The organism is Micromonospora sp. NBRC 101691 (assembly GCF_030269285.1).
Classification (GTDB): domain Bacteria; phylum Actinomycetota; class Actinomycetes; order Mycobacteriales; family Micromonosporaceae; genus Micromonospora; species Micromonospora echinospora.
In genome coordinates, this window is the sequence record NZ_BSTB01000037.1 from 1 (window position 1) to 20,192 (window position 20,192).

At 73.8% G+C, this 20,192-nt stretch carries 28 protein-coding genes; 14 read left to right on the forward strand and 14 right to left on the reverse strand.

The genetic code is table 11. From position 1 onward, the window contains the following. The coding region (locus QSK20_RS32330) for an elongation factor 1-alpha C-terminal domain-related protein (protein WP_502889016.1) at positions 1-124 on the forward strand (124 nt) is incomplete at its 5' end. 99 nt (positions 125-223) lie between these two features. Here QSK20_RS32330 and QSK20_RS31435 read toward each other — a convergent pair. Together QSK20_RS31435 and QSK20_RS31440 are read right to left on the reverse strand one after the other, a co-directional pair. Continuing rightward, a complete protein-coding gene (locus QSK20_RS31435) occupies positions 224-1,045 on the reverse strand; it encodes an SDR family NAD(P)-dependent oxidoreductase (protein ID WP_285792271.1) in 822 nt (273 codons plus the stop codon). 259 nt (positions 1,046-1,304) lie between these two features. Further along, positions 1,305-1,850: a DUF4190 domain-containing protein gene (locus QSK20_RS31440; RefSeq protein WP_285792241.1), complete on the reverse strand. Its 546-nt coding sequence runs from the start codon at positions 1,848-1,850 to the stop codon at positions 1,305-1,307. A 188-nt stretch (positions 1,851-2,038) separates the two neighbouring features. Between QSK20_RS31440 and QSK20_RS31445 the strand changes: the two genes are divergently transcribed. Further along, entirely contained in the window at positions 2,039-2,875 is an 837-nt protein-coding gene (locus tag QSK20_RS31445; protein ID WP_396863350.1) for an SDR family NAD(P)-dependent oxidoreductase, read from the forward strand. 2 nt (positions 2,876-2,877) lie between these two features. Here QSK20_RS31445 and QSK20_RS31450 read toward each other — a convergent pair whose 3' ends face one another. From QSK20_RS31450 to QSK20_RS31460, 3 genes are all read right to left on the reverse strand, one after another. Then, positions 2,878-3,252: a DUF4190 domain-containing protein gene (locus QSK20_RS31450; protein ID WP_285792243.1), complete on the reverse strand. Its 375-nt coding sequence runs from the start codon at positions 3,250-3,252 to the stop codon at positions 2,878-2,880. A gap of 206 nt (positions 3,253-3,458) precedes the next feature. Then, complete coding sequence (locus QSK20_RS31455; protein ID WP_088980826.1) at positions 3,459-3,863, reverse strand: CoA-binding protein; 405 nt, start codon at positions 3,861-3,863, stop codon at positions 3,459-3,461. Positions 3,864-3,885: 22 nt separating this feature from the next. Continuing rightward, positions 3,886-4,608: a hypothetical protein gene (locus tag QSK20_RS31460; protein WP_285792244.1), complete on the reverse strand. Its 723-nt coding sequence runs from the start codon at positions 4,606-4,608 to the stop codon at positions 3,886-3,888. 58 nt (positions 4,609-4,666) lie between these two features. Here QSK20_RS31460 and QSK20_RS31465 point away from each other — a divergent pair, with 58 nt between their 5' ends. Next, complete coding sequence (locus QSK20_RS31465; protein ID WP_285792245.1) at positions 4,667-5,086, forward strand: thiol-disulfide oxidoreductase DCC family protein; 420 nt, start codon at positions 4,667-4,669, stop codon at positions 5,084-5,086. On the opposite strand, the gene QSK20_RS31470 is transcribed toward QSK20_RS31465, so the two are convergent. The 3 genes from QSK20_RS31470 to trxA form a co-directional block, all read right to left on the reverse strand. Then, positions 5,050-5,988 carry an HTTM domain-containing protein gene (locus QSK20_RS31470; protein ID WP_285792246.1) on the reverse strand — a complete coding sequence of 313 codons (939 nt, stop codon included), beginning with the start codon at positions 5,986-5,988 and terminating at the stop codon, positions 5,050-5,052. The two genes, QSK20_RS31465 and QSK20_RS31470, sit on opposite strands and share 37 nt — an antisense overlap. Next, entirely contained in the window at positions 5,985-6,425 is a 441-nt protein-coding gene (locus QSK20_RS31475) for a hypothetical protein (protein WP_285792247.1), read from the reverse strand. Before QSK20_RS31475 ends, QSK20_RS31470 begins: the two co-directional genes overlap by 4 nt. Positions 6,426-6,651: 226 nt before the next feature. Further along, a complete protein-coding gene (gene trxA / locus QSK20_RS31480) occupies positions 6,652-7,014 on the reverse strand; it encodes a thioredoxin (protein WP_285792248.1) in 363 nt (120 codons plus the stop codon). Positions 7,015-7,639: 625 nt separating this feature from the next. Here trxA and QSK20_RS31485 point away from each other — a divergent pair. The 9 genes from QSK20_RS31485 to QSK20_RS31525 all read left to right on the forward strand — a co-directional run bounded on the left by QSK20_RS31485 (position 7,640) and on the right by QSK20_RS31525 (position 15,517). Continuing rightward, positions 7,640-8,188, forward strand: a complete 549-nt coding sequence (locus tag QSK20_RS31485; RefSeq protein ID WP_285792249.1) for a hypothetical protein — start codon at positions 7,640-7,642, stop codon at positions 8,186-8,188. A gap of 32 nt (positions 8,189-8,220) precedes the next feature. Next, the gene (locus tag QSK20_RS31490; protein ID WP_285792250.1) at positions 8,221-8,844 is read left to right on the forward strand and encodes a TrmH family RNA methyltransferase; all 624 of its coding nucleotides are present in this window, start codon (positions 8,221-8,223) and stop codon (positions 8,842-8,844) included. A gap of 97 nt (positions 8,845-8,941) precedes the next feature. Further along, positions 8,942-9,637: a DUF6758 family protein gene (locus QSK20_RS31495; protein WP_352232335.1), complete on the forward strand. Its 696-nt coding sequence runs from the start codon at positions 8,942-8,944 to the stop codon at positions 9,635-9,637. A gap of 298 nt (positions 9,638-9,935) precedes the next feature. Next, entirely contained in the window at positions 9,936-10,802 is an 867-nt protein-coding gene (locus tag QSK20_RS31500) for a PH domain-containing protein (protein ID WP_285792252.1), read from the forward strand. A 97-nt stretch (positions 10,803-10,899) separates the two neighbouring features. Next, entirely contained in the window at positions 10,900-11,649 is a 750-nt protein-coding gene (locus tag QSK20_RS31505) for a SigE family RNA polymerase sigma factor (RefSeq protein WP_285792253.1), read from the forward strand. 44 nt (positions 11,650-11,693) lie between these two features. Beyond that, positions 11,694-12,884: a hypothetical protein gene (locus tag QSK20_RS31510; protein WP_285792254.1), complete on the forward strand. Its 1,191-nt coding sequence runs from the start codon at positions 11,694-11,696 to the stop codon at positions 12,882-12,884. A gap of 71 nt (positions 12,885-12,955) precedes the next feature. Continuing rightward, positions 12,956-13,837, forward strand: a complete 882-nt coding sequence (locus tag QSK20_RS31515) for a PHP domain-containing protein (protein ID WP_285792255.1) — start codon at positions 12,956-12,958, stop codon at positions 13,835-13,837. A gap of 40 nt (positions 13,838-13,877) precedes the next feature. After that, positions 13,878-14,492 (forward strand): MarC family protein, encoded by a 615-nt coding sequence (locus QSK20_RS31520; RefSeq protein WP_285792256.1) that lies wholly within the window; start codon positions 13,878-13,880, stop codon positions 14,490-14,492. A 185-nt stretch (positions 14,493-14,677) separates the two neighbouring features. Beyond that, the gene (locus QSK20_RS31525; RefSeq protein WP_285792272.1) at positions 14,678-15,517 is read left to right on the forward strand and encodes a RecB family exonuclease; all 840 of its coding nucleotides are present in this window, start codon (positions 14,678-14,680) and stop codon (positions 15,515-15,517) included. A gap of 30 nt (positions 15,518-15,547) precedes the next feature. On the opposite strand, the gene QSK20_RS31530 is transcribed toward QSK20_RS31525, so the two are convergent. Together QSK20_RS31530 and QSK20_RS31535 are read right to left on the reverse strand one after the other, a co-directional pair. Continuing rightward, on the reverse strand, positions 15,548-16,411 hold the full coding sequence (locus tag QSK20_RS31530) for an oxygenase MpaB family protein (protein ID WP_285792257.1): 864 nt from the start codon (positions 16,409-16,411) through the stop codon (positions 15,548-15,550). A 75-nt stretch (positions 16,412-16,486) separates the two neighbouring features. Beyond that, on the reverse strand, positions 16,487-16,915 hold the full coding sequence (locus QSK20_RS31535) for a Fur family transcriptional regulator (RefSeq protein WP_285792258.1): 429 nt from the start codon (positions 16,913-16,915) through the stop codon (positions 16,487-16,489). Positions 16,916-17,095: 180 nt separating this feature from the next. Here QSK20_RS31535 and QSK20_RS31540 point away from each other — a divergent pair, with 180 nt between their 5' ends. After that, positions 17,096-17,578: a DUF2231 domain-containing protein gene (locus tag QSK20_RS31540; protein ID WP_285792259.1), complete on the forward strand. Its 483-nt coding sequence runs from the start codon at positions 17,096-17,098 to the stop codon at positions 17,576-17,578. Positions 17,579-17,627: 49 nt separating this feature from the next. On the opposite strand, the gene QSK20_RS31545 is transcribed toward QSK20_RS31540, so the two are convergent. Beyond that, positions 17,628-17,948, reverse strand: a complete 321-nt coding sequence (locus QSK20_RS31545; RefSeq protein ID WP_285792260.1) for a hypothetical protein — start codon at positions 17,946-17,948, stop codon at positions 17,628-17,630. A 90-nt stretch (positions 17,949-18,038) separates the two neighbouring features. Here QSK20_RS31545 and QSK20_RS31550 point away from each other — a divergent pair, with 90 nt between their 5' ends. Beyond that, positions 18,039-18,218 (forward strand): hypothetical protein, encoded by a 180-nt coding sequence (locus tag QSK20_RS31550; RefSeq protein WP_285792261.1) that lies wholly within the window; start codon positions 18,039-18,041, stop codon positions 18,216-18,218. A gap of 75 nt (positions 18,219-18,293) precedes the next feature. Here the strand turns inward: QSK20_RS31550 and QSK20_RS31555 are convergent, their stop codons facing one another. The 3 genes from QSK20_RS31555 to QSK20_RS31565 all read right to left on the reverse strand — a co-directional run bounded on the left by QSK20_RS31555 (position 18,294) and on the right by QSK20_RS31565 (position 20,177). Then, positions 18,294-18,866, reverse strand: coding sequence for a flagellar biosynthesis protein FlgA (locus QSK20_RS31555; protein ID WP_285792262.1), 573 nt, complete (start codon positions 18,864-18,866; stop codon positions 18,294-18,296). A gap of 201 nt (positions 18,867-19,067) precedes the next feature. Then, the gene (locus QSK20_RS31560) at positions 19,068-19,466 is read right to left on the reverse strand and encodes an FmdB family zinc ribbon protein (RefSeq protein WP_285792263.1); all 399 of its coding nucleotides are present in this window, start codon (positions 19,464-19,466) and stop codon (positions 19,068-19,070) included. A gap of 93 nt (positions 19,467-19,559) precedes the next feature. Further along, positions 19,560-20,177, reverse strand: a complete 618-nt coding sequence (locus QSK20_RS31565; protein WP_285792264.1) for a 5-formyltetrahydrofolate cyclo-ligase — start codon at positions 20,175-20,177, stop codon at positions 19,560-19,562. Positions 20,178-20,192 lie beyond the last annotated feature (15 nt).

Genomic DNA, 20,192 nt, shown 5'->3' on the forward strand with positions numbered 1-20,192 from the left:
ACGCACCACGGTGCCGCTGCTCGCCGACGAGTACCGCCGTAACCGCACCACCGGCGGGTTCATCATCATCGACGAAGCCACCAACCGCACCGTCGCCGCCGCCATGATCGTCGAAACCACCTGAACCCCAAGTGGTTGCAGGGGACCCTTCCTCACCAGAAAACGGTAGGAAGGGCCCCCTGCAACCACCCCGATCCACGGCCGCGACCACGGCCGCGACACCTCAGCCGCAGCCGACGGCCCGTGCACTGGCCTCCCAGAGCCGGGCGGCCAGTTGGCGGTCGGCGGCCTTCGGCAGCGGTCGGCGGGGCCGTCGGTCGGCGTAGTAGCCGCCGTCGACCAGCCGCGCGGGATCCTCGCTGGCCAGCCAGACCAGCGTGTCCGCGCCCCGCTCCGGGCTCCGGAACGGCAGCACCCGCATGCCCCACGCCACCAGCCGGCTCTCGTTGCCGAACCGGGTCCGCACCACACCCGGGTGGAAGCAGTGTGCCGGCACCTCCGGCCACCGGCGCGCGGCCTCGGCGGTGAACAGGATGTTCGCCTGCTTGCTGGTGCCGTACGCGCGCATCGGGCGGTACCGGCGCAGGGCGGCGTTCAGGTCGTCCGGGTCGAGCGCGCCGCTGCGGTGCGCTGCCGACGCGGTCACCACCATCCGGCCGACCCGGTCCCGGAGCAGGTTGCTCAACAGGAACGGGGCCAGGTGGTTCGCCTGGAGGGAGAGTTCGAAACCGTCGATCGTGGTCACCGGCTGCAACACGATGGCACCGGCGTTGTGGGCCAGCACGTCGATCCGGTCGTACGCGGCGCGGAGCCGCTCGGCCAGCCCGCGTACGTCGTCCAGGACCGCGAAGTCGGCCCGGAACAGCGCGGGCTGTTCCCCGGCCGCCTCCCGCACCCGCTCTCCGGCGGCGGTGAGCCGGGCCGGGTCGCGGCCGACCAGTACCACCTGGTCACCCTGACGTGCCAGGGCCACGGCGGCGGCCAGGCCGATGCCCGAACTGGCTCCGGTCACCACCACCAGTCGACGCCGCGTGACATCTTCCACAGGTGCGTTCTCCCGCGTCATGGCGCGAGGCTACCGTGACGTGACGAGACCCCCCGTGCCGTCCCGTCCGCCGTCGTCGCGGGACGGGACAAGGAGCGCAGTCGATGGCCGCATCGGTCGTCCCCGCCGGTCCTGTCTGGCGGTGCCGGGTTCCAGCGCCGGGATGACCGGACCTCCACCTTCACCCCGCCGACCGCCTGAGCGGCCCGGACGGTCGGCGGGTGCCGCCCGGACGCACCGGGCCGGCACCCGCCCCCGGTCAGTAGGTGCTGCTCGTCTGGGACACCATGAAGACGATGAACAGGACGTAGGCCACGATCGCCAGTCCGATGAGGCCGGTGAGCACCCAGCCGACGATGATGCCGGCCTTGGCCAGGCCGTCGCCGTCCTCGCCGCGCTCCCGGATCTGCCGCCGGGCGACGTGACCGAGGATCGCGCCGATCGGGGCCGTGATGCAGGAGGTGACCCCCAGCACGGACAGGATCAGCGACACCAGGGCGAGGCTGTTGGTCGGGCGGGCCGGCGGGTACGGGTAGACCGGGTAGCCCCCGGGCGGCGGGTAGCCCGCCGGAGCCGCGTAACCCGCCGGGGGGTGGCCGGACGCCGGGTACGCCGGCACGGTGTAGGCGGGCACCGCGTACGGGTCGGCGGCGGGCTGCTCCGGTGACGGGGCGTACGGGTCGGACCCGGTCGACTGCGCCGGCACGGGCGGATCGGCCATCGACCGGGTCGGGTCGAGTGGCGGGGCGGAGGACGGATCCGACCGGGCCGGGTCCTGCCACTCCGAGGGCGGGGGATAAGTCATGGGGTCTTCTTCTCCGTCGTGTCCTGGCTGCGCCGTCAGGGTAGTCACCCCGGGCGAAAGCGGAACATCGCGTTACCGGGTGCCGCGTTGCCCGGACCCTGCCGAGCGGGCAGGATCGCGGCATGGCGATTGACGCGCGTGCCGCGGACCGTGCCGGCCGATCCCGTCGGGACGTGAGCCGTCCGGGGGTGGCCCGACGGAGCCGTGGCCCCCTCACGGCGGCACTGACCGACCAGGACGAGCCGGTGGCCCTGCCCGAACCGGTGACCATGCGACTGGACGGGCGGGTGGCGCTGGTGACCGGCGCCGGCAGTCCGGACGGCATCGGGTACGCCACAGCCCGCCGGCTGACCGATCTCGGTGCCCGGGTCGCCATCGTCTCGACGACCCGGCGCATCCACGAGCGGGCCAGCGAACTCGGGGCCACCGGATTCGTCGCCGACCTCACCGACGAGGCCGAGGTCGGCGCGCTGGCCGACGCCGTCGCCGAGCAGCTCGGCGAGGTGGAGGTGCTGGTCAACAACGCGGGTCTGGCCAGCCGGGCCAGCCCGGAGGTGCTCCGCCCGGTGGCGCAGCTCAGCTACGACGAGTGGCGTACGGAGATCGACCGGAACCTGAACACCGCGTTCCTGTGCAGCCGGGCGTTCATCGGGGGGATGGCCGAGCGTGGCTGGGGACGGATCGTGAACCTCGCGGCCACCGCCGGGGCGGTCAACGCCCTGCCGACCGAGGCAGCGTACTCGGCGGCCAAGGCGGGCGTGGTCGGGCTGACCCGGGCGCTGGCCATGGAGATGGTCGCCGACGGGGTGACGGTCAACGCGGTCGCCCCGGGGACCATCCACACCGCAGCGTCGACCGTGGCCGAGATCAGACACGGCCTCGGCACCCCGGTCGGCCGTCCCGGTACGCCCGACGAGGTGGCCGCCGCGATCGTCTTCCTCTGCTCACCGGCGGCCTCGTACATCACCGGGCAGATGCTCGTGGTGGACGGCGGGAACAGCGTCCGGGAGGCCCAGTTCCGCTGACGTCAGGGGGCCGTGCTGCCGCTCGTGCCGGCCCAGATCACCAGCCCGAACCACCCGCAGCAGAACAGCAGGTAGAGCCCGGTGAAGACGTAGCTGAGGATCAGGCCCCAGAGGGCGAGTTGCTCGCCCTGCTCGTGGGTCTGCCGGATCTGCTTCCGGGCCATGTGCCCGAGGACGATGCCGACCGGGGCGAACACGAAGGCGAAGACCAGCGAGAGGATGGCCATCACGTTCGTGCTTCCGCTGCCGGGCTGCGGCGGGCCGTACTGCCCGTACGGCGGTGGTGGCGTGTACGGCAACTGCTCGCCCCAGTGCGGTTGGTCGCCCTTGTGCGGCTGGTCGCCCCAACCCGGACCGGACGGTGGCGGGTAACTCACGACTGCCCTCCTCGCCGCCCGTTGGCGGTACGGTCTCTCCTGCCGGACGCTAACAGTAGCGGTGAAGCTTTTCACAGGGATGCGTGGACCGGTCGCTTCGGCCCGGCCGCACGCCGGGCAGACATCGACCGAACGTCCATCTCCCGGGGCCGTTCCGGGAGTACGGGCTCTGCGCGCCTCGCTGTCCGTGCCGCCCGTCGGGTGGTTCAGCGGCGGGTGAGACCGGCGGCGGCCCGTTCGACGATCAGGCAGCGGTCCTCGACGTAGTCGATCCCCGCCTCCTCGGCGATCCGACGGGCCTCGGGCGAGACGATCCCGAGCTGCAACCAGACCGCCGGCGCGCCGATGGCGACCGCCTCGCGCACCACCTCGACGGCGTCCTCGGCAGGACGGAAGACGTCCACCAGGTCCACCGGGTGCGGGATGTCGGCCAGTGACCGGTACACCGGCTCGCCGAACAGCTCGTCCGCGGTCGGGTTCACCGGGATGATGCGCCAGCCGTACCGCTGCATCTGAGCCGGCACGCTGTGTGCGGCCTTGCGGGGGTCGCGGGACGCGCCCACGACGGCGATCACGGCGGCGTCGGCGAGGATCTGCTGGGCGGTACGCACCAGCCGACTGTAGCCCCGTCGGTCACTCCCCGCTGAGTGCCCGGCAGAGCCGGGCATGCTCCGTCACCGTGCCGATGGCCGGGCGGTGAGCCGGATGGTCGAGGTAGTGGCGGATCGCGGCGGCGAGGAACTCCGGAGCCACGTCCACGTCCTGGGTGGGCAGCAGCTCCCGGTCCGCCCGCCGCCGGCCGCTCTCCCGGCTCACCAACTCGGGCCGGGCCAGGATCAGACGGAGCGTGCGCGACTGCGCCGTCGGCAGGACCGGCTGTCCGGCCGCGAGCGCCGACCAGGGTACGAAGAACGCGCGTCGGGGGCGTCCGAAGCCGACGCCCTCCGGGCTGAGCTCGACCGTCGGGACCTGTCTCCATTGGCCGACCAGCACGAAGGCGATCAACGCCAACGAGCCGACGAGCAGCAGCCACCGGAAGGGACCGAGTTCCGGCTCACCGCCGTACCGGACCGTCTGGAAGCAGAGCCAGGCGACGGCGAAGGCCGCGAAGGGAGCGGGAGCACGCGGTGGCGCGTACGTCACGACCGCGTCCGGGGCCACCCGCAGCGCAGCGCGGCTGGGTCCCCGGAAGAGCACCACCCCGGAGCCGACCAGCAGCAACAGCATCGGTACGACGGTGAGCAGACCGTCGTCACCCCTCGCCCGGACGAGGAGCCCCCAGGTCAGTCCCAGCACGACCGCGCCGACCACGGTGATCCGCTGCCGGCGCAGGGCTCGGGCGATCACCGGGTGCATGCCCGCACGGTAGTGGCCCCACACCAGCGCACCCCGGAGGCCGGAGGAGGATGGGGGCATGGAGAGGTCGACCTTCGTCTACGACGGGGACTGCGCGTTCTGCACCCGGTGCGCGGAGTTCATCGAACGGCGCATCCCGACCGATGTCCGGGTGCTGCCCTGGCAGTTCGCGGAGCTGGCAGCCCTCGGCCTGACCGCTGCCGAGTGCGAGGAGGCCGTGCAGTGGGTCGGTGCGGACGGAGGTCGTGCGGCCGGACCGGACGCGGTCGCCCGGCTGCTCGGCACCAGCACCATCGCCTGGCGGGCGGCCGGCGGGGTGCTGCGCCTGCCGCCGGTACGCCTCGTGGCCTGGCCGCTGTACCGCTGGGTGGCCCGTAACCGGCACCGGCTGCCGGGCGGGACGGCGGCCTGCGCGCTGCCGCAGGAGGCCCGGGAACGGCTCTACGGCCCGGCAGGTGGCCCGCCCACCACCGCCTGACCGGGATCGCCCACCGCCGGGTCGGACCCGGCCGCCGTCGTACGCGCGGGGGCCGTCTCGGTCCGGCCGGGTCGGCGGGCCAGCCGGCGCAGCAGGACGAGGGGACGGATCCGCTCCAGGGCCAGGAAGCTGGCCATCGCCACCAGGTGCGGCGCGAACGAGATGGTGATGGTCGCCATGGTGACCGCGTGGAACGAGTAGAAGAAGCCGACCACCGCCGTGCGCCACCGGCCGGGCACGAGGAACACCACCGGGCTGAGCAGCTCGAAGGCCATGATCCCGAACTGCGCGGCGATCAGCAGGTAGGGCACCTGCGCGATCACGTCGGCCAGGTCGGTGCCCCGCCGGAGGACCGCGCGGGCCAGCACCGAGCCGGTCATCCAGTCGAGGCCACCGAAGCGCAGCTTCGCCCAGGCTGCGAGGAAGTACGTGCAGACCACGGCGATCTGGGTGACCCGCAGGGCCCAGCCGCCCGCCTCGGTGCGGGTCGGGTCGCCGTGCCGTGCCCGTCCGGCGGTGGGGAGTACGGCGAGCGCCACCAGCAGGCCGAACCGGTCGTGGTCCACCTTGCCGTAGCTCATCGCGATGATCATCCAGTGCAGGTACAGCACGAAGACGGACCAGCCGAGCAGACGGGGGGCCCGGCCGGTCGCGGCCAGCAGGGCGAGCGCGAGCAGCGTCCAGAAGATCCCGGTGATCAGCCACTCGGTGGGGGTGGGCAGGTGCAGCAGCCGACTGACGAACAGCGGCCGGTACAGCTCACCCGGCACGCTGGCGTGGGTGCGCACCCAGGGGGTGAAGAAGACCAGGTCACCGGCGACGAAGAGGTAGACCAGGGTGCGGAAGGCGGCGACCCGGCCGCGCGGCACGGCCTCGGTCAGCCATCGGCCGAGGGCGGTCACCGGGCCGCCTCCCACCGGACCACGGTCTCGTCGACGTGCCGGCCGGTCGGGCGCCCACCCTCGATGCCGTGCCAGCGCACCACGATCCGGACCTCGACCACCTCGGGTGCGCCGGGATGGCGGTCGGCGTAGGCGTCGGCGACCTCACGGAGCAGTTCCGGATCGGCCTCGTACCGGCTCCGCTGGCCCTCGATCTCGGCGCGGCGGATGCCGGTGGCGTCCTGTCCCAGTTCGATCAGCGCGCCGGTCGCGTCGATCCCCTCGACCCGGGTGTCCGGGGCCGGTGTGTCGGGGGAGTCGCTGGTCGCGAACATCCGGAAGGGCCCGAACGGGAAGTGGTCGTCGGAACCGACGAGGGTGCCGGTGAGCAGCAGCGCGAGCCCGAGCGTGGTGGCGCCCAGCCGAACCGCCCGGCCCTGCGGGGTCAAAATCTCCATCGGATGGTGACGATACGGAATGTTCCGGCCGTGGGGGATCCCTCCGTCGTCCATCCGTGGCGGGCCGTGTCGTCAGGTGTTTCAGGTGTTTGCAGGGGACCCCTCCTCCTCACCAGACGGTAGGAGGGGTCCCCTGCAAACGCGGGTGCGACCGCCCGGCCGTACCCGAACCCGGGCGCACGGCAGCTCCGGACGGCGCGGGCCGTCCGGAGCCGGGTGCGGTGGGTCAGTGCTGGTGCTCGGCCAGCTTCTTGCGGACGTCCTCCATGTCCAGCGCCTGGACCTGCTCGATCAGGTTCTCCAGAGCCGACTCGGGGAGCGCGCCGGGCTGCGCGAAGACGATCACCCCGTCGCGGATCGCCATGATGGTCGGGATCGACCGGATGTCGAACTGCGCGCCCAGGGCCTGCTGCGCCTCGGTGTCGACCTTGCCGAAGACGATGTCCGGGTGCTTCTCCGAGGCGCGCTCGTAGACCGGGGCGAACCGCTTGCACGGGCCGCACCACTCCGCCCAGAAGTCGACCAGGACGATCCCGTCCTGTCCGGTCACCTCGTCGAAGTTCGCCGTGGTCAGCTCAACGGTTGCCATTCCAGTCTCCGATCAGCGCGGATTACGTACGCCAGATGGAACCAGGTGGGGTCATCCCGAATTCCCGCGAGCGCGGTGTCGAAACTCCACACCTGGTCAGTGAGATCGAAGCACGTCTGTTAACGGATGGCGTGCCATCTGCACTTGCAGGCTGCACTTGCGTGACAAGCGGTGATGGGAGCGTTTCCAGAGAGATCGACGGCGGTCCTGCTCGACGTGCGATCGACGCCCCCTTGACAAGGGGGGATCCTAGCTGCGGTGATCGCTCGTCCGGTCGATCTCCGTCACGCTGAGTACTGTAACGAAAAGATAAATGTGACTTGCGTCTCTGTTCTGTGTTACATCCCGTGGGGCAGAATCTTTCCCATCAGAGCGTGGGCGGCGGGTGCCGGGGAGGGCCCCGCCGCTCATTGCGTCCGCACCCCTTCGGAGCTGCCTTAACCCTCGATAAGGCGGGCTGTTTCCGCCGCCGGGTGACGGTCCCCGAGCGGAAGTACGCGCTGGCGTCCGCCCTGAAGGGCGTCGAGCCGGAGCGGCCAGCTTCTCCGAACCCGCTGACCCGGGCGGACACCGGGCTCCCGCCGCATCGGGGAGGTCCGGCGTCCGGTCGTCCGGTCGCGGGCATATGCTGGCGCCGGAGGTTCCCATGAGCCACTCCCTCGCCGGAGAGCCGCCCGCCGCCGGCCGTCGCGCCGCACCGCTGACCACTGCCGTCTACTCCGCCACCGAGTGGGATCTGCTCACCGGGCTGCCCGGGCGGGTCGTGACCGTGGCCGCCGCCCCGGCCCCCGGCCGACCGCCCCGTGGCGTAGCCGCCGGGCTCGCGGGCCTGGAGGCGGTGGCCGCCGGCCGTGCCTTCGACAGCGATCTGGTGCGCGCGGTGGTCGCCACCATCTACGCCCGGCACGACGAGCCCATCCCTCCCGTCCGGGCCGGTTGGGGGCGTCGACGCCGTGGACCGGCTCCGACCGACCCGGTGGAACTGCTCGCCGACTGCCGTACGGCCACCCGGGTGCTCCGTCGTCGCGCCGACCCGGCCGACTCGGCGGCGTACCGGCACTGGGTGCAGTCGGTCGCGGCCCGGGTCTGCCGGGCGGAGCCGGGCGCTGCTCCGCTCAGCGCGGTCGACCAGCGTCTCCTCGACCTGCTCGGAGTGGCGCTGGGTCTGCGCTGAGCCGGCGGGCGGGCACCGTACGCTGTGCCAGCGTGACCGGTGACCAGCTCGACGTCGGCGTTGGCCCGTGGCCCGGGGATCCCCCCGACGACCCCCGCTACGACCCGGAACTGCTCGTCGGGGGCGACCGGCGCAACGTGGTCGACCGGTACCGCTACTGGCGGCGGGAAGCCGTGGTCGAGGATCTGGACCGTCGCCGGCACGACTTCCACGTGGCGATCGAGAACTGGCAGCACGACTTCAACATCGGCACCGTGGTGCGCAACGCCAACGCCTTCCTCGCGGCCGAGGTGCACATCGTCGGGCGGCGGCGCTGGAACCGGCGCGGCGCCATGGTCACCGACCGCTACCAGCACGTCCGGCACCACGAGACGATCGAGGAGTTCGTCGCCTGGGCGGCCGGAAGGGACCTGCCCGTGGTCGGTATCGACAACCTGCCCGGGTCCTGTCCGTTGGAGACCACCACGCTGCCCCGGCGCTGCGTGCTGCTCTTCGGGCAGGAGGGGCCCGGCCTCTCGGAGGCGGCCCGCGCCGCCTGCGGCCAGCTCTTCTCGATCGCCCAGTACGGCTCGACCCGCTCGATCAACGCCGGGGTGGCCAGCGGCATCGCGATGCACGCCTGGATCCGGGAGCACGCCGGCCCGCCCCCGGGCTGACCTGCGCTTTCTCCGGCCGTTACCAGGTTGGGGGCCGGACGTGACCGAAAAGGCCGCTCCGCTTGACGGGGTGGCGATCCGGGGTGACCGTGTGGATATGAGTGTTTCGGTGAGCTGTCCGCGGTGTGGCGGACCGGTACGGGGGCCGGACCTGATGCACACCGAGTCGCGTTGTCTGGCCTGCGGGCCGGTCCCCCCGTTACACGTCCCGGAGCACATCGGTCCCGAGATCGTGTCGAGCGTGGTGGAGCGGATCATGGCCGGTCCGGCCGGGGACGCCCCGGCGGTCCCCCTCTGGTCCCCGTGGCCGCTGCCGCCCGGCTGGACCGTGACCGGAGTGGGCTGGGCCGGCGACGACCGCACCGGGGTCCGGGCCACCGTGATCGCCTGCGCCGGTCCCGCCCCGCTCGGCGGTGGCCCCGCCGACGTGGTCTTCGTCGCCGAGGAGCCCGGCGTGGGGCTCGGCACCCGCCTGGCCGGCACACCCGGTCCGGACCCGGGACCCCGGCTCACCGAGGCGCTGGCCGATCCCGGCCCGGGACATCCCGGGCACGTCGCCACCGCGAAGATCCGGGTCGGAGGCCATCCCACTCCACTGTGGCTCGTCGACTCCTCGACGGATCGAAGCGCGTACGCCGGAGAGGCTCGGGGAATGTGGCTCCATGCGATAGCCTGGCCGGCGAGCGCGGGTCACCTCCTCGCGGAAGACGTCGTCCTCCACGACCTGACCGAGTGGACTCCGCCCGAGCTCGTGTACGGTGCGCCCTCTCCGTACCTGCACGGGAAGGCCTGATCAAGCAGCGAGGCTTGACAAGTCTCCCGGAATGCCGGAGAACTGACGCAGTATTCACCGTACGACACCTGACTGATACTCTGGGTGCCGCTGCGGTATGGGACCCGGCACCGCGCGAGAGGATGGGCCCGTCATGGTCAAGAAGGTCCTCACCTGGGCCGGAGTCGCGTTCTTGATTTTCTTCATCGCGTTCCAGCCCAACTCCGCCGCTGACGTCTTCAAGTCGCTCGGCGGGGGCATCATGGACATCGCGCAGGGCTTCGGCGACTTCTTCACCAACCTGTTCGCCTAGCCAGCGATGGGAAGCCCCTCCGGCCTGCCCCCCGACCCCGACGATCCCGACCGGGAGCGCCGGGAGCGCGACACGGAGCCCATCCCCCGGTACCGGGACGACGACCCGCCGCCGGGCTACGGCCCGGAGCGCTCGTCCTATCCGGACGACGCCGGCTACCCGGTCGACGGGCCGCCCTATCCGGACGACGCCCGCTCCGGCCGCACGTGGGTCCGCGATCCGGAGGCCGAGTACCAGCCGCCGGTCTTCTCCGACGACGAGCTGGCCGGTCTCCGGGCGGACGCCGCCGGCTCGGCGCCGCGCCGGGTGCTGCCCCTGGAGGACGAGCCCAGCTCGCTGGTGGCCCGTTACCTCTTCCCCACCGAGCGGTACCGGGGTGAGTGGAAGCGGCACTGGATCCACCTCACCACCCCGATCCTCATCGGGGTGGCCGCGACCTTCGTCCTCGGCTACCTCTCCGGGGCTCTCGCCAACCGGAACATCGGCCCGCTGACCACCATCGCCGTGCTGCTCTGGTTCGCGGTGATGGGCTGGGTCGCCTGGAAGGTCGCGGACTGGTGGTACGACCGCTTCATCCTGACCAACAAACGGGTCATGGTGGTCAACGGCATCATCACCCGCAAGGTCGCGATGATGCCGTTGGCCCGGGTCACCGACATGAAGTACGAGCAGACCCCGACCGGCCGGGCCCTGAACTACGGCACCTTCGTGCTGGAGTCCGCAGGCCAGGACCAGGCACTCCGCGAGATCAAGAACCTGCCCAACCCGAACGAGCTCTACCTGCGTGTCGTCGAGGAGATGTACGAGCCGCAGGCGGTCGAGGCGCGGTTGGGCAAGGAGGCCGACGAGGCGAAGGCGGACGACGGGGCGTAGGTTTTCGTCCGAACATCGGAGGAACTCGCACCTATTTGCCGTCGACCCGGCCCTCCGGGCGTGGCAGCCTGCCATCTACAGGGGTGGGAGGTGGGCGGTGACCGGCAGGGACAGCCTGGAGGAGGAGTTCCGCGAGTTCGTCGCGGCCCGCTCCGGCGCCCTGCTACGGACCGCCTACCTGCTGGCCGGGGACTGGGCCACCGCCGAGGACCTGCTCCAGACCGCGCTGACCAAGACCTACCTGGCCTGGAAGCGCAACGGCGGGATCGACGCCGTGGAGCCGTACGCCCGGCGGGTGCTGGTCAACACCTCGACGAGCTGGTGGCGACGCCGCTGGCACGGCGAACGCCCCACCGAGGTGCTCCCCGAACGGGCCGCCACCGACGAGATCGAGCAGCAGCTCGACCGGGACCTGCTCTGGCGGCACCTGCGGGCACTGCCGGCCCGGCAGCGGGCGGTGCTGGTGCTCCGCTACTACGAGGACCTCTCCGAGGCGCAGACGGCGGCACTGCTCGGCATCTCCGTCGGAACGGTGAAGAGCCAGACCTCGCGCGCCCTGAACACGCTGCGCCGCCGGCTCGGCACCGAGGAGGCCCTCGACCTGTCCGCCCGGGCGGCCACGCCGGACGACACCGGGGCACCCGCCGGGCCGCCCACCTCGGCGACGCGGGCCCGCGCGGTGCCGCGTACCCCGGTGCGGCCGGTGGTGCCGCGACCCGCCGCCGGCGCCGGGGCCGGCGCGCCCGTGGACCCGGGTGTCGAGTCCCGGCCGGTGGCCCCCGTGGCCCCGGCCCGCCCGCCGGTGCTCGCCACGCCGCTGCCCGCGTCGACCGGGGAGCACCGGTGAACCGCCCCGACAACCCGCAGGGTGCTCCGCAGCGTCCATTCCGTGTGGCGCGGGAGGACCTGGAGCAGGCGTTGCGGGAGACCCTGGCCCGCCAGGCCGGCGCGCCCCGGCCGCTCGCGGTCGACCCGGCCGGTCAGGCGGTACGCCGCGCCGAGCGGATGCAACGGCGACGGACCCTGACCGGGGTGGCGCTGGCCGCGGTCGCGACCGTGGCGGTCAGCACCGGCATGGCCCAGCTGAACACCGACCACGCGCGGTACACCAGTCCGACCGTGGTGCTCGGTGACCCGGTCGGCCCACCCGCCACGTCGACCGTGCCGGTGCGCCTCGACGGGCCGGTCTTCGCGGGGCTGTCGCTGGTCTCCGGCTCCACCCTGGTCGTCGACGGCCGGGGAACGGACCTCGGTGGGATCGGCCCGGTCGAGCGCGGACTGCGCACCGGGGACGGCTGGCTGTTCGTCGGCACACCTGGCGCGGCCGGGCGGACGGTCTGGGCGGTGGGGGGCACCGGCACGTCGCGGGTGCTGCTCGCCGGGGCGGACGCGGTGGCGGTGGACCCGACCGGCCGACGTCTCGCCTGGCGGGACGGGGCCGAACTCCACGTCGCGTCGATCGTCAACGGTCAACTGCTCCCGGGATTGCGGACCCCGGTCCCCGAGTCGGCGACGCCGGTCGCTTTCGTCGGCGACGACGTCCTGGTGCGGGTGCGTCCGGACCGGGGCGGCTTCGCCCTCTGGCGGGCCGACGGCAGCCCCTTCCAGGCCGGTCCGGACCGCCGGGTCCTCGACGTCTACGGCCGGCTGCCGGACGGACGGCTGGTCGCCCGGGTCACCGCGTCGCCCCGGCCGTGTCTCGCCCTGCTCGACCCGGCCCGCGCCCTGGCCGTCTCGGCCACCGGCTGTGCGGTGCCCGCGATCGGGGACGGGCCGGGGTCGGTCTCCCCGGACGGGCGGTGGCTGCTGGTGAACGCTGCCGCCGAGAGCCGGTCCGCCGAGGCCACCGCCCTGCTGGTCGATCTCGCCCAGGCCTTCGGCGCCCAGCCGGTGACCCGTCAGGTGGGGCCGGCGGTGGCCGGTCCGGCGGTGTGGCCGGCGGCCGAGGCCGCGTACCCGGCGGTCGACGGGACGCTGGTGCGGTTCGAGCCCGACCGGAATCCGCTGCGGGCCACCGCGGCGCTGGTGCCGGGGCTACCGGCGGGCCACCGCCCCGCGCTGGTCGCCGCAGCGTCCCGCTGACCGTCGCCGCCTCACCGCGGCGCGTCCCGCTGACCGTCGCGCTCGGCACCGCAGCCGGTAGCGTCCGGATCGTGACTCCGCCACCCTCGTCCGCCCCGCGCCGGATCGACCTGCACACCCACTCCACCGCCAGCGACGGCACGCTGACCCCGGCCGAGCTGGTGCGGGCCGCCGCGGAGGCCGGACTCGACGTGGTGGCGATCACCGACCACGACACCACCGCCGGGTGGGAGCCGGCGCTGCGGGCCCTGCCGCCGGGACTCACGCTCGTCCGGGGCGCGGAGATCTCCTGCCTGTGGAACGGGGTGCAACCGGGTGTGTCGCTGCACCTGCTCGCGTACCTCTTCGACCCGGACTCCCCGGCGCTCGCCGCCGAGCTGGCCCGGGTGCGGGCCGCCCGGGAGATCCGTGGCGAGCGGATCGTCGAGCTGCTGCGGGCCGACGGGGTCGAGCTGGACTGGACGGAGATCTACACGGCGGCGGCCGGCGGCTCGATCGGCCGACCGCACATCGCGGCCGCGCTGATCCGGGCCGGGCTGGTGGCGACCACCACCGAGGCGTTCGGTCCGCAGTGGCTGGGTCGGCGGTACCGGGTGCCCAAACCCGACATCGACGTCTTCCGGGCGGTGGAGCTGGTCCGGGCGGCCGGCGGGGTGCCGGTCTTCGCCCACCCTCGGGCCAGCCGGCGGGGCCGGATCGTGCCGGACGAGCTGATCGTCGAGCTGGCCGAGGCGGGCCTGGCCGGGCTGGAGGCCGACCACGAGGACCACTCTCCAGCCGAACGGGAGCACGTCCGGGCCCTCGCCGACCGGCTCGGACTGATCGTGACCGGGTCGTCGGACTTCCACGGCACGCACAAGACCGTCCGGCTCGGCGCCCACGTCACCGACCCGCAGGCGTACGAGCGGATCGTCGCGCAGGCCGGCGGGGTGGGCCCGGTCGTTTCGGACTGACACTTCTGCGGCCCGTCCGGTGCGTGGCTACGGTGATCGAATGGACGCCAAGCTGTTCGGAGAGGTCTTCGTGACCCTGCTGGTCATCACCGACCCGCCGGGCATGATGCCGATCTTCCTCGCGCTGACCGGCCCGATGTCGGCCCGGGACCGCAACCGCGCGGCCTGGCAGGCGGTGGCGCTGGCCCTCGGCGTGATCGTGGTCTTCGCGGTGGCCGGGCAGACCCTCCTCGACTACCTGCACGTGGACCTGCCGGCCCTCCAGGCCGCCGGTGGGCTGCTGCTGGTGCTGGTCGCGCTGGAACTGCTCACCGGCAAGGCGGACGACCCCAGCCAGCAGTCCACCTCGAACATCGCCCTGGTGCCGCTGGGCACCCCGCTGCTGGCCGGCCCGGGTGCCATCGTGGCGACGATGCTCTTCGTGCAGCAGGCCGAGGGCGCGTCCGACGTCAGCGCCATCGCGGCGGCCATCGTCGCGGTGATGGTCACCGTCTGGATCGTGCTCCGGTTCTCCGGCGGGATCGTCAAGGTGCTCCGACCCGGCGGGATCGAGGTGCTCACCCGGATCGCCGGTCTGCTGCTGGCCGCGATCGCCGTGCAGCTCATCGCGGACGCGATCGCCGCCTTCGTGACCCAGTACGCCGACCTGGCCTGATCCCCGCCCCCCACCGGCCCGCCGCCCGGGACGGCATGACCGACTCGCCGGTTTCCGACCTGTCGTACCGGGATGGCAGGATCGCAGGGGTGCGACGTTCCCCAGCCGACCGGCCCGGCCGTGCCGCCGGAGGCCGTACGCCCCGCCCCCGTGCCGGCCAGCCCGAGCAGCTCGGCTTCGCCGGCATGCCGGAGCGGCTCTTCGTCTGCACACCGAGCAAGCTCGGGGCGTACGCCGACTGTCCCCGGCGCTACCGCTACTCCTACGTCGACCGTCCGGCCCCGCCCAAGGGGCCGCCGTGGGCGCACAACTCGCTCGGCGCGAGCGTGCACACCGCCCTGAAGAACTGGTATGCGCTGCCCGCCGACCGACGTCGCCCGGAGGCGCTGGCCGCCCTGCTCAAGGGCACCTGGGTCCGCGACGGCTACCGCGACGACGCGCAGGAACGGGTCGCCTACCGGCGGGCGCTGTCCTGGCTGGAGGCGTACGTCGACACCCTCGACCCGGCCGACGAGCCGGTCGGGGTGGAACGGACGGTGGCGGCGAAGACCGCCGTGCTGGCGCTCAACGGCCGCGCCGACCGGATCGACTCCCGCCCCGGCCCGGACGGCCCGGAGCTGGTCATCGTCGACTACAAGACCGGCCGCGCCGGGCAGGACGCCGACGACGCCCGGGGCTCCCAGGCGCTGGCTCTCTACGCGTACGCCGCCGAGCGGGTGTTCCGCCGGCCGTGCCGCCGGGTCGAGCTGCACCACCTGCCGACCGGCACGGTCGCCGCGCACGAGCACACCCCCGAGTCCCTCGCCCGGCAGGTCGGTCGGGCCGAGGACACCGCGCGGGACATCATGGCCGCCGAGCGGGCCGTCGCCGACGGGACCGAGCCCGACGAGGCGTTCCCCACCCTCCCCGGCACGCACTGCGGCTGGTGCGACTACCGGCGGACCTGCCCCGACGGGTCGCAGGTCCCCGGCCGGGAGCCGTGGTCCGCCGTGGAGCGTCTCACCGAAGCCGCCCCCGGGGACTGACCCGGTGGGAGGCGGGCGTCGCCGGACCCGTCAGCCCGGCAGGGCCGGGGCGGCGAGTCGGGCCGCGCGGGCCTTGGCCGCCTGCTGGAGCGGGCCCTCCCGGTAACGCTGCGGCAGGGCGGCCAGCGCCAGGCGCAACGCCCGCAGGCCCACCTCGGCGGAGAGGGCGGTGGTGGGCAGTCCGAGACCGCCGTAGAGCCGTCGGGCCCAGCCGGGCAGCAGGCCCAGCGCCGTACCGGCGACGCCGAAGTAGGCCCAGCGGGGCGGGCCGAGGGTGAGGCCGAGCCGCACCGGCAGGCTGAACCCGCCGGGCAGCGGCGGGGCGGTGAGGAACAGTGCGGTCTCCGCCGCCTCCCGGGTCATCCGCAGCTCCGGGCGGACGCGCCGGTAGTACCCCGCCACCTCGGCGGCGGTGCCGGGGACGGTGTCCGGGTCCAGCCCGACCAGGGCCGCCGCCCGACGCTGCTCGGTGTAGTAGCCGTCCACCTCGGCGTCGGTCAACGACAGCCCGGCCCGTCGGGCGGTGGTGACGAACGACTCGACCTCGGTGACGTGCACCCAGCGGAGCAGGTCCGGCTCGTCGACCCGGAACCGTTCCCCGCTGACCGGGTCGACGGCCCGGAGCCGGGCGTGCCGGGCCCGCAGCCGGCGACCGGCCGCCTCCGCCTCGGCGGTGGTGCCGTAGATCGTGGTCGCCACGTAGGTGGCGGTGCGTTGCAGCCGCCCCCACGAGTCGCGACGGTAGTTGCTGTTCTGCGCCACCCCGGCCATCGCCCGGGGGTGCAGGGCCTGGAGGTAGAGGGCCCGGAGACCGGCGACGAGCAGGACGGGTTCCTCGTGCACCTTCCAGGTCACCGAGTCGGGACCGAAGAGACCGAGGTCATCGGATTCCACCGGTCAAGAGTGCCACGCCCGTGGCCGCGGGTGGCCCGGTGAGGTCCACGGTGGGGCTCCGGGGTCACCGCCGGATCAGACGTCGGCGCGACGGCGGGCCTGGCAGGTGGGGCAGAGCCCCCAGAAGGTCACCTCGGCCTCGTCGACCTCGAAGCCGTGCGCGGTGTTCGGGTCGAGGCAGGGGGCGCTGCCCACGGCGCAGTCGATGTCGGCGATGTCGCCGCAGCCCCGGCAGACCACGTGGTGGTGGTTGTCCCCGGCCCGCGCCTCGAACCGGGCGGGGCTGCCGGCCGGCTCGATCCGGCGGGACAGACCGGCCCGGGAGAGCGCGCCGAGCACGTCGTAGACCGCCTGGGTGGAGACCGAGTCCAGCCGTTCGCGGACCTGCCGGGTGATCTCCTCGACCTCGAGGTGCCCGCCGGCGGCGAGGACGTCCAGGACGGCGAGCCGGGGTCGGGTGACCCGCAGGCCCTTCGACCTGAGCAGCTCCTCGGCACGGGACATGGACGCATCACAGCACGCCGCCCCCGGGGCGGCGAACGGCCTCCGGGGACACGTGGTCCGGGCCACAGCCCCAGGTCACCGCCGTGGCATTGAACCGTCGTCGTGGCGGCGTGCGTGTATCCGGGCGGAACCCGGGCGCGACGTACGCTGGCGGGGCGCGGAAACCATCGGAGGTGGCGGGTGTTCGAGAAGGTCGCGGGGCTGCCGGGACACGTCCTGGTCGTGCACGCCGTCGTGGTGTTCGTGCCGTTGCTGGCGCTGCTGGCCGTCGCCTACGGGGTGCTGCCCCGGTGGCGTGACCGCCTCGGCTGGGCGGTGGCGGCGCTGGCCGTGGTGACGCCGGTGGTCGCCTGGGTGGCGACCGAGTCCGGCGAGGCGTTCGAGCGGGTGCTCCGGGACGGCGGCTACCCGCCGGAGATCCTCTCCCAGGTCGAGACGCACGCCGCGTACGGCGACCGGCTGCTCTGGAGCACCGTGGCGCTGGCCGTCGCGGCGATCGCGCTGCTGCTGGTGACGAGCGGCCGGGCCCGTGCCCGGGCGCTGCCGTCCTGGCTGCCGGTGGTGCTGACGGTCGTGGTGGTCGGCCTGGCCGTGCTCGCGACGATCTACGTCTACCTGACCGGCGAGACGGGTGCCCGCGCGGTCTGGGACGGCGTGGTCTGACCGGAGCCGGCACCCCCACCCGGGCTCGCCCCGAGGCGTCGGACGCCGCTCAGAACAGCACCCGCGAGCAGATCAGGCAGATCACCCCCAGCAGCACCACCCCGACCACCGCTCCCACGACCTGGGTGACCCGCTGGGCCCGCTGTTCGGCGGCGTCCAGCGCGTCCGCGTCCTGCGGTGGGAGCTGGCGCGGCGGCGGGGCCTGGAGGTGCAGCGGGGGACGCCAGCCCGGTGGGGGCGCGGTGGTGGGCGGGGGACCGGCGTAGCCGCCGGCCGGCGGGGTGGCCGTCGGCGGGGGCGGCGGTGGCGTGGGCTCGCCGTCCGGCGGCCGACGCCAGTAGTCGTCCTCGGAACCGTGGGGCGTCGTCACGCCCTCCGACGCTACCGGGAGCCGGCGCGCGGCACCGGGACGCGGCTCGCGGAGACGACCGTGGCGGTGGCTCGGCTACGCTCTCTGCTCGTGAGCACGGAGGACCGGCTGCCGCACCCGCCCGGCGACGACGACCGCGTCGTCGACCTGGGCGACGACTTCGTGGTGCTGCCCGAACAGACCACCGACGACACCGACCGGGGGTGGGGCGAGGCCGCCGGCGACAACGACGACCGGTTGCTCGCCGAGCGCCCGCCGCACTGGGACTGACGCCCCGCCTCGCCGGGACCGGGGCCCGCCGCACCGGGACCGAAATCCGGCGGGCTGGGACCCGGCGGGCTGCGGTCAGCCGCGCACGATGACCGCGAACCGGCTGCCCTCCGGTTGCCCGACCACCCGTTCCGCCTGTGGCGGCGCGAGCGCCAGGTAGAGCGCGGACGAGCCGTCCAGGTCACCCGCGCCGACCACGTCGAGGACCAGCGCCCGGGAGGCGAGCAGGACGGTCGTGGCCGGTCCGGCGGCGGGCAGCGCCAGCAGGTCCACCCGGCTCCCCGGCCGGACGACGGCGAGGGCGGCCGGCTCGGCCAGGCGTACCGGCACGCCGACCGTGCCGCCGGGCAGTGGAAGCGCCCCGCCTGGCCGGTCGTCGGCCCGCTCGCCGCTTTCCGCATCAGCCACCACCGGGGGCGCGCTTTCCGGGGAGGAAGCCGCCGGGGCGGGAACGGTCGGGGCAGTGGCCGTGGCGGCGGGAGCCCCGCCGGGGGCCGGACCGCAGCCGGGCGGGGCGTACAGGACGACGGCGGCCAGGCCGAGGAGCGTGGCGACGAGCCCCGCCCGTAGCAGCGGGCCCGCGCCGGGTCGGCCCGGCCACCGGACCGGACGTAGTGACCGTTCGCCGACCGTACGGCCGAAGCCCATGCCCGCCTCCCTCACCGGTGGTGGCGGCGTCGGGGCGGTCGAGCCGGCCCGGTCGTCGCCGTGTCGACGCGGGAACGCGTCGGGTCAGCAGGCTAGGCGGTGGGAAACGGCGACGCGGGCCGCCTGTGGACGACCCGCGTGCCTGTGGACGACGCCCGGCGGCGGAGTGGATCTGCTATGGCAGGGCCACCGCCGGTGCGGTCAGGAGGAGCTGGCGGCGGGGGCCTTGGTCGCCGACGAGCCGCCCGAGGAACCGCTCGACGAGCCGCCGGAGCCGTTGCCGCCGGCCGTGCCGGACGAGGACGAGGACGAGGACGACGAGGAGGACGACGAGGAGGACGACGAGCCGGAATCGCCACCGGACGACCCGTTCGACGAGTCGGACTTGCCCGCCTTGCTGCCGGTCAGCGAGTCCGAACCCGAGGAGCGCGAGTCGGTGCGGTAGAAGCCGGAGCCCTTGAAGACGATGCCGACCGAGTTGAACAGCTTGCGCAGCCGACCCGTACACGCCGGGCACTCGGTCAGCGGCTCGTCAGAGAAGGACTGCACCGCCTCGAGCTGGTGGCCGCACGCGGTGCAGGCGTACTGGTACGTGGGCACGTTCTCCTCCGGATCTGGCACAGCCTCTTGGCACTCGACCTATTCGAGTGCCAATGGTGCGTCATCCGACCCGGGTTCGTCCAGCCGGAGTGGTCAAGGTGTGGTCAACTCCCGTAGCCCGCCGGTCGGCGTGACCACCGCCCGCACCGGCCGGTCGTGCGCCTCCGCAGGCAGCCGGTCGAGCAGCTCACCGTCGTGCAGCAGGGCGACCGTCCACGCCCCGGCGGGCACCCGGGCCAACGCCCGGTCGTACGATCCGCCGCCCCGACCGAGCCGGATCCCGCGCCGGTCCACCGCCAGCGCCGGCACGACCACCAGCTCCGCCCCGGCCACCGCCGCCCGCCCCGACCGTGGACCGGCCGGCTCCCGCATCCCCCGGCCCGCCGCGACCAGGCCCTCCGGACCGGTGTACCCGGCCCAGTCCAGGTCCAGGTCGTCGCGGAGCACCGGCAGCAGCAGCTCCGCCCCCGGCGGGAGCGCCGCGCGCAGCAGCTCCGGCAGGTCGCCGCCCGGCTCGGAGCCCACCGGCACGTAAGCGGTGATCCGGCGCGGACGCAGCCGGCGTACCAGATCGACCAGCACGCCCCCGACGGCGGCTGCGGCGGCGGCCCGCTCGGCGACACCCAGGGCCCGACGGCGCGCGAGCAGGTCAGCGCGGGTCTGCCGCTTCGTCCCGGTGGTCGCTTCCGCTCCATCAGAAAAATCCGTCACGCAACACTCCTGACG

Coding starts and splice junctions, on each gene's coding strand:
- QSK20_RS31440 (WP_285792241.1), bottom strand. CDS start 1,850: ATGACTTATCCCCCGCCCTCGGAGTGGCAGGACCCGGCCCGGTCGGAT.
- QSK20_RS31460 (WP_285792244.1), bottom strand. CDS start 4,608: ATGCACCCGGTGATCGCCCGAGCCCTGCGCCGGCAGCGGATCACCGTG.
- QSK20_RS31465 (WP_285792245.1), top strand. CDS start 4,667: ATGGAGAGGTCGACCTTCGTCTACGACGGGGACTGCGCGTTCTGCACC.
- QSK20_RS31475 (WP_285792247.1), bottom strand. CDS start 6,425: ATGGAGATTTTGACCCCGCAGGGCCGGGCGGTTCGGCTGGGCGCCACC.
- trxA (WP_285792248.1), bottom strand. CDS start 7,014: ATGGCAACCGTTGAGCTGACCACGGCGAACTTCGACGAGGTGACCGGA.
- QSK20_RS31485 (WP_285792249.1), top strand. CDS start 7,640: ATGCTGGCGCCGGAGGTTCCCATGAGCCACTCCCTCGCCGGAGAGCCG.
- QSK20_RS31495 (WP_352232335.1), top strand. CDS start 8,942: ATGAGTGTTTCGGTGAGCTGTCCGCGGTGTGGCGGACCGGTACGGGGG.
- QSK20_RS31500 (WP_285792252.1), top strand. CDS start 9,936: ATGGGAAGCCCCTCCGGCCTGCCCCCCGACCCCGACGATCCCGACCGG.
- QSK20_RS31520 (WP_285792256.1), top strand. CDS start 13,878: ATGGACGCCAAGCTGTTCGGAGAGGTCTTCGTGACCCTGCTGGTCATC.
- QSK20_RS31525 (WP_285792272.1), top strand. CDS start 14,678: ATGCCGGAGCGGCTCTTCGTCTGCACACCGAGCAAGCTCGGGGCGTAC.
- QSK20_RS31535 (WP_285792258.1), bottom strand. CDS start 16,915: ATGTCCCGTGCCGAGGAGCTGCTCAGGTCGAAGGGCCTGCGGGTCACC.
- QSK20_RS31555 (WP_285792262.1), bottom strand. CDS start 18,866: ATGGGCTTCGGCCGTACGGTCGGCGAACGGTCACTACGTCCGGTCCGG.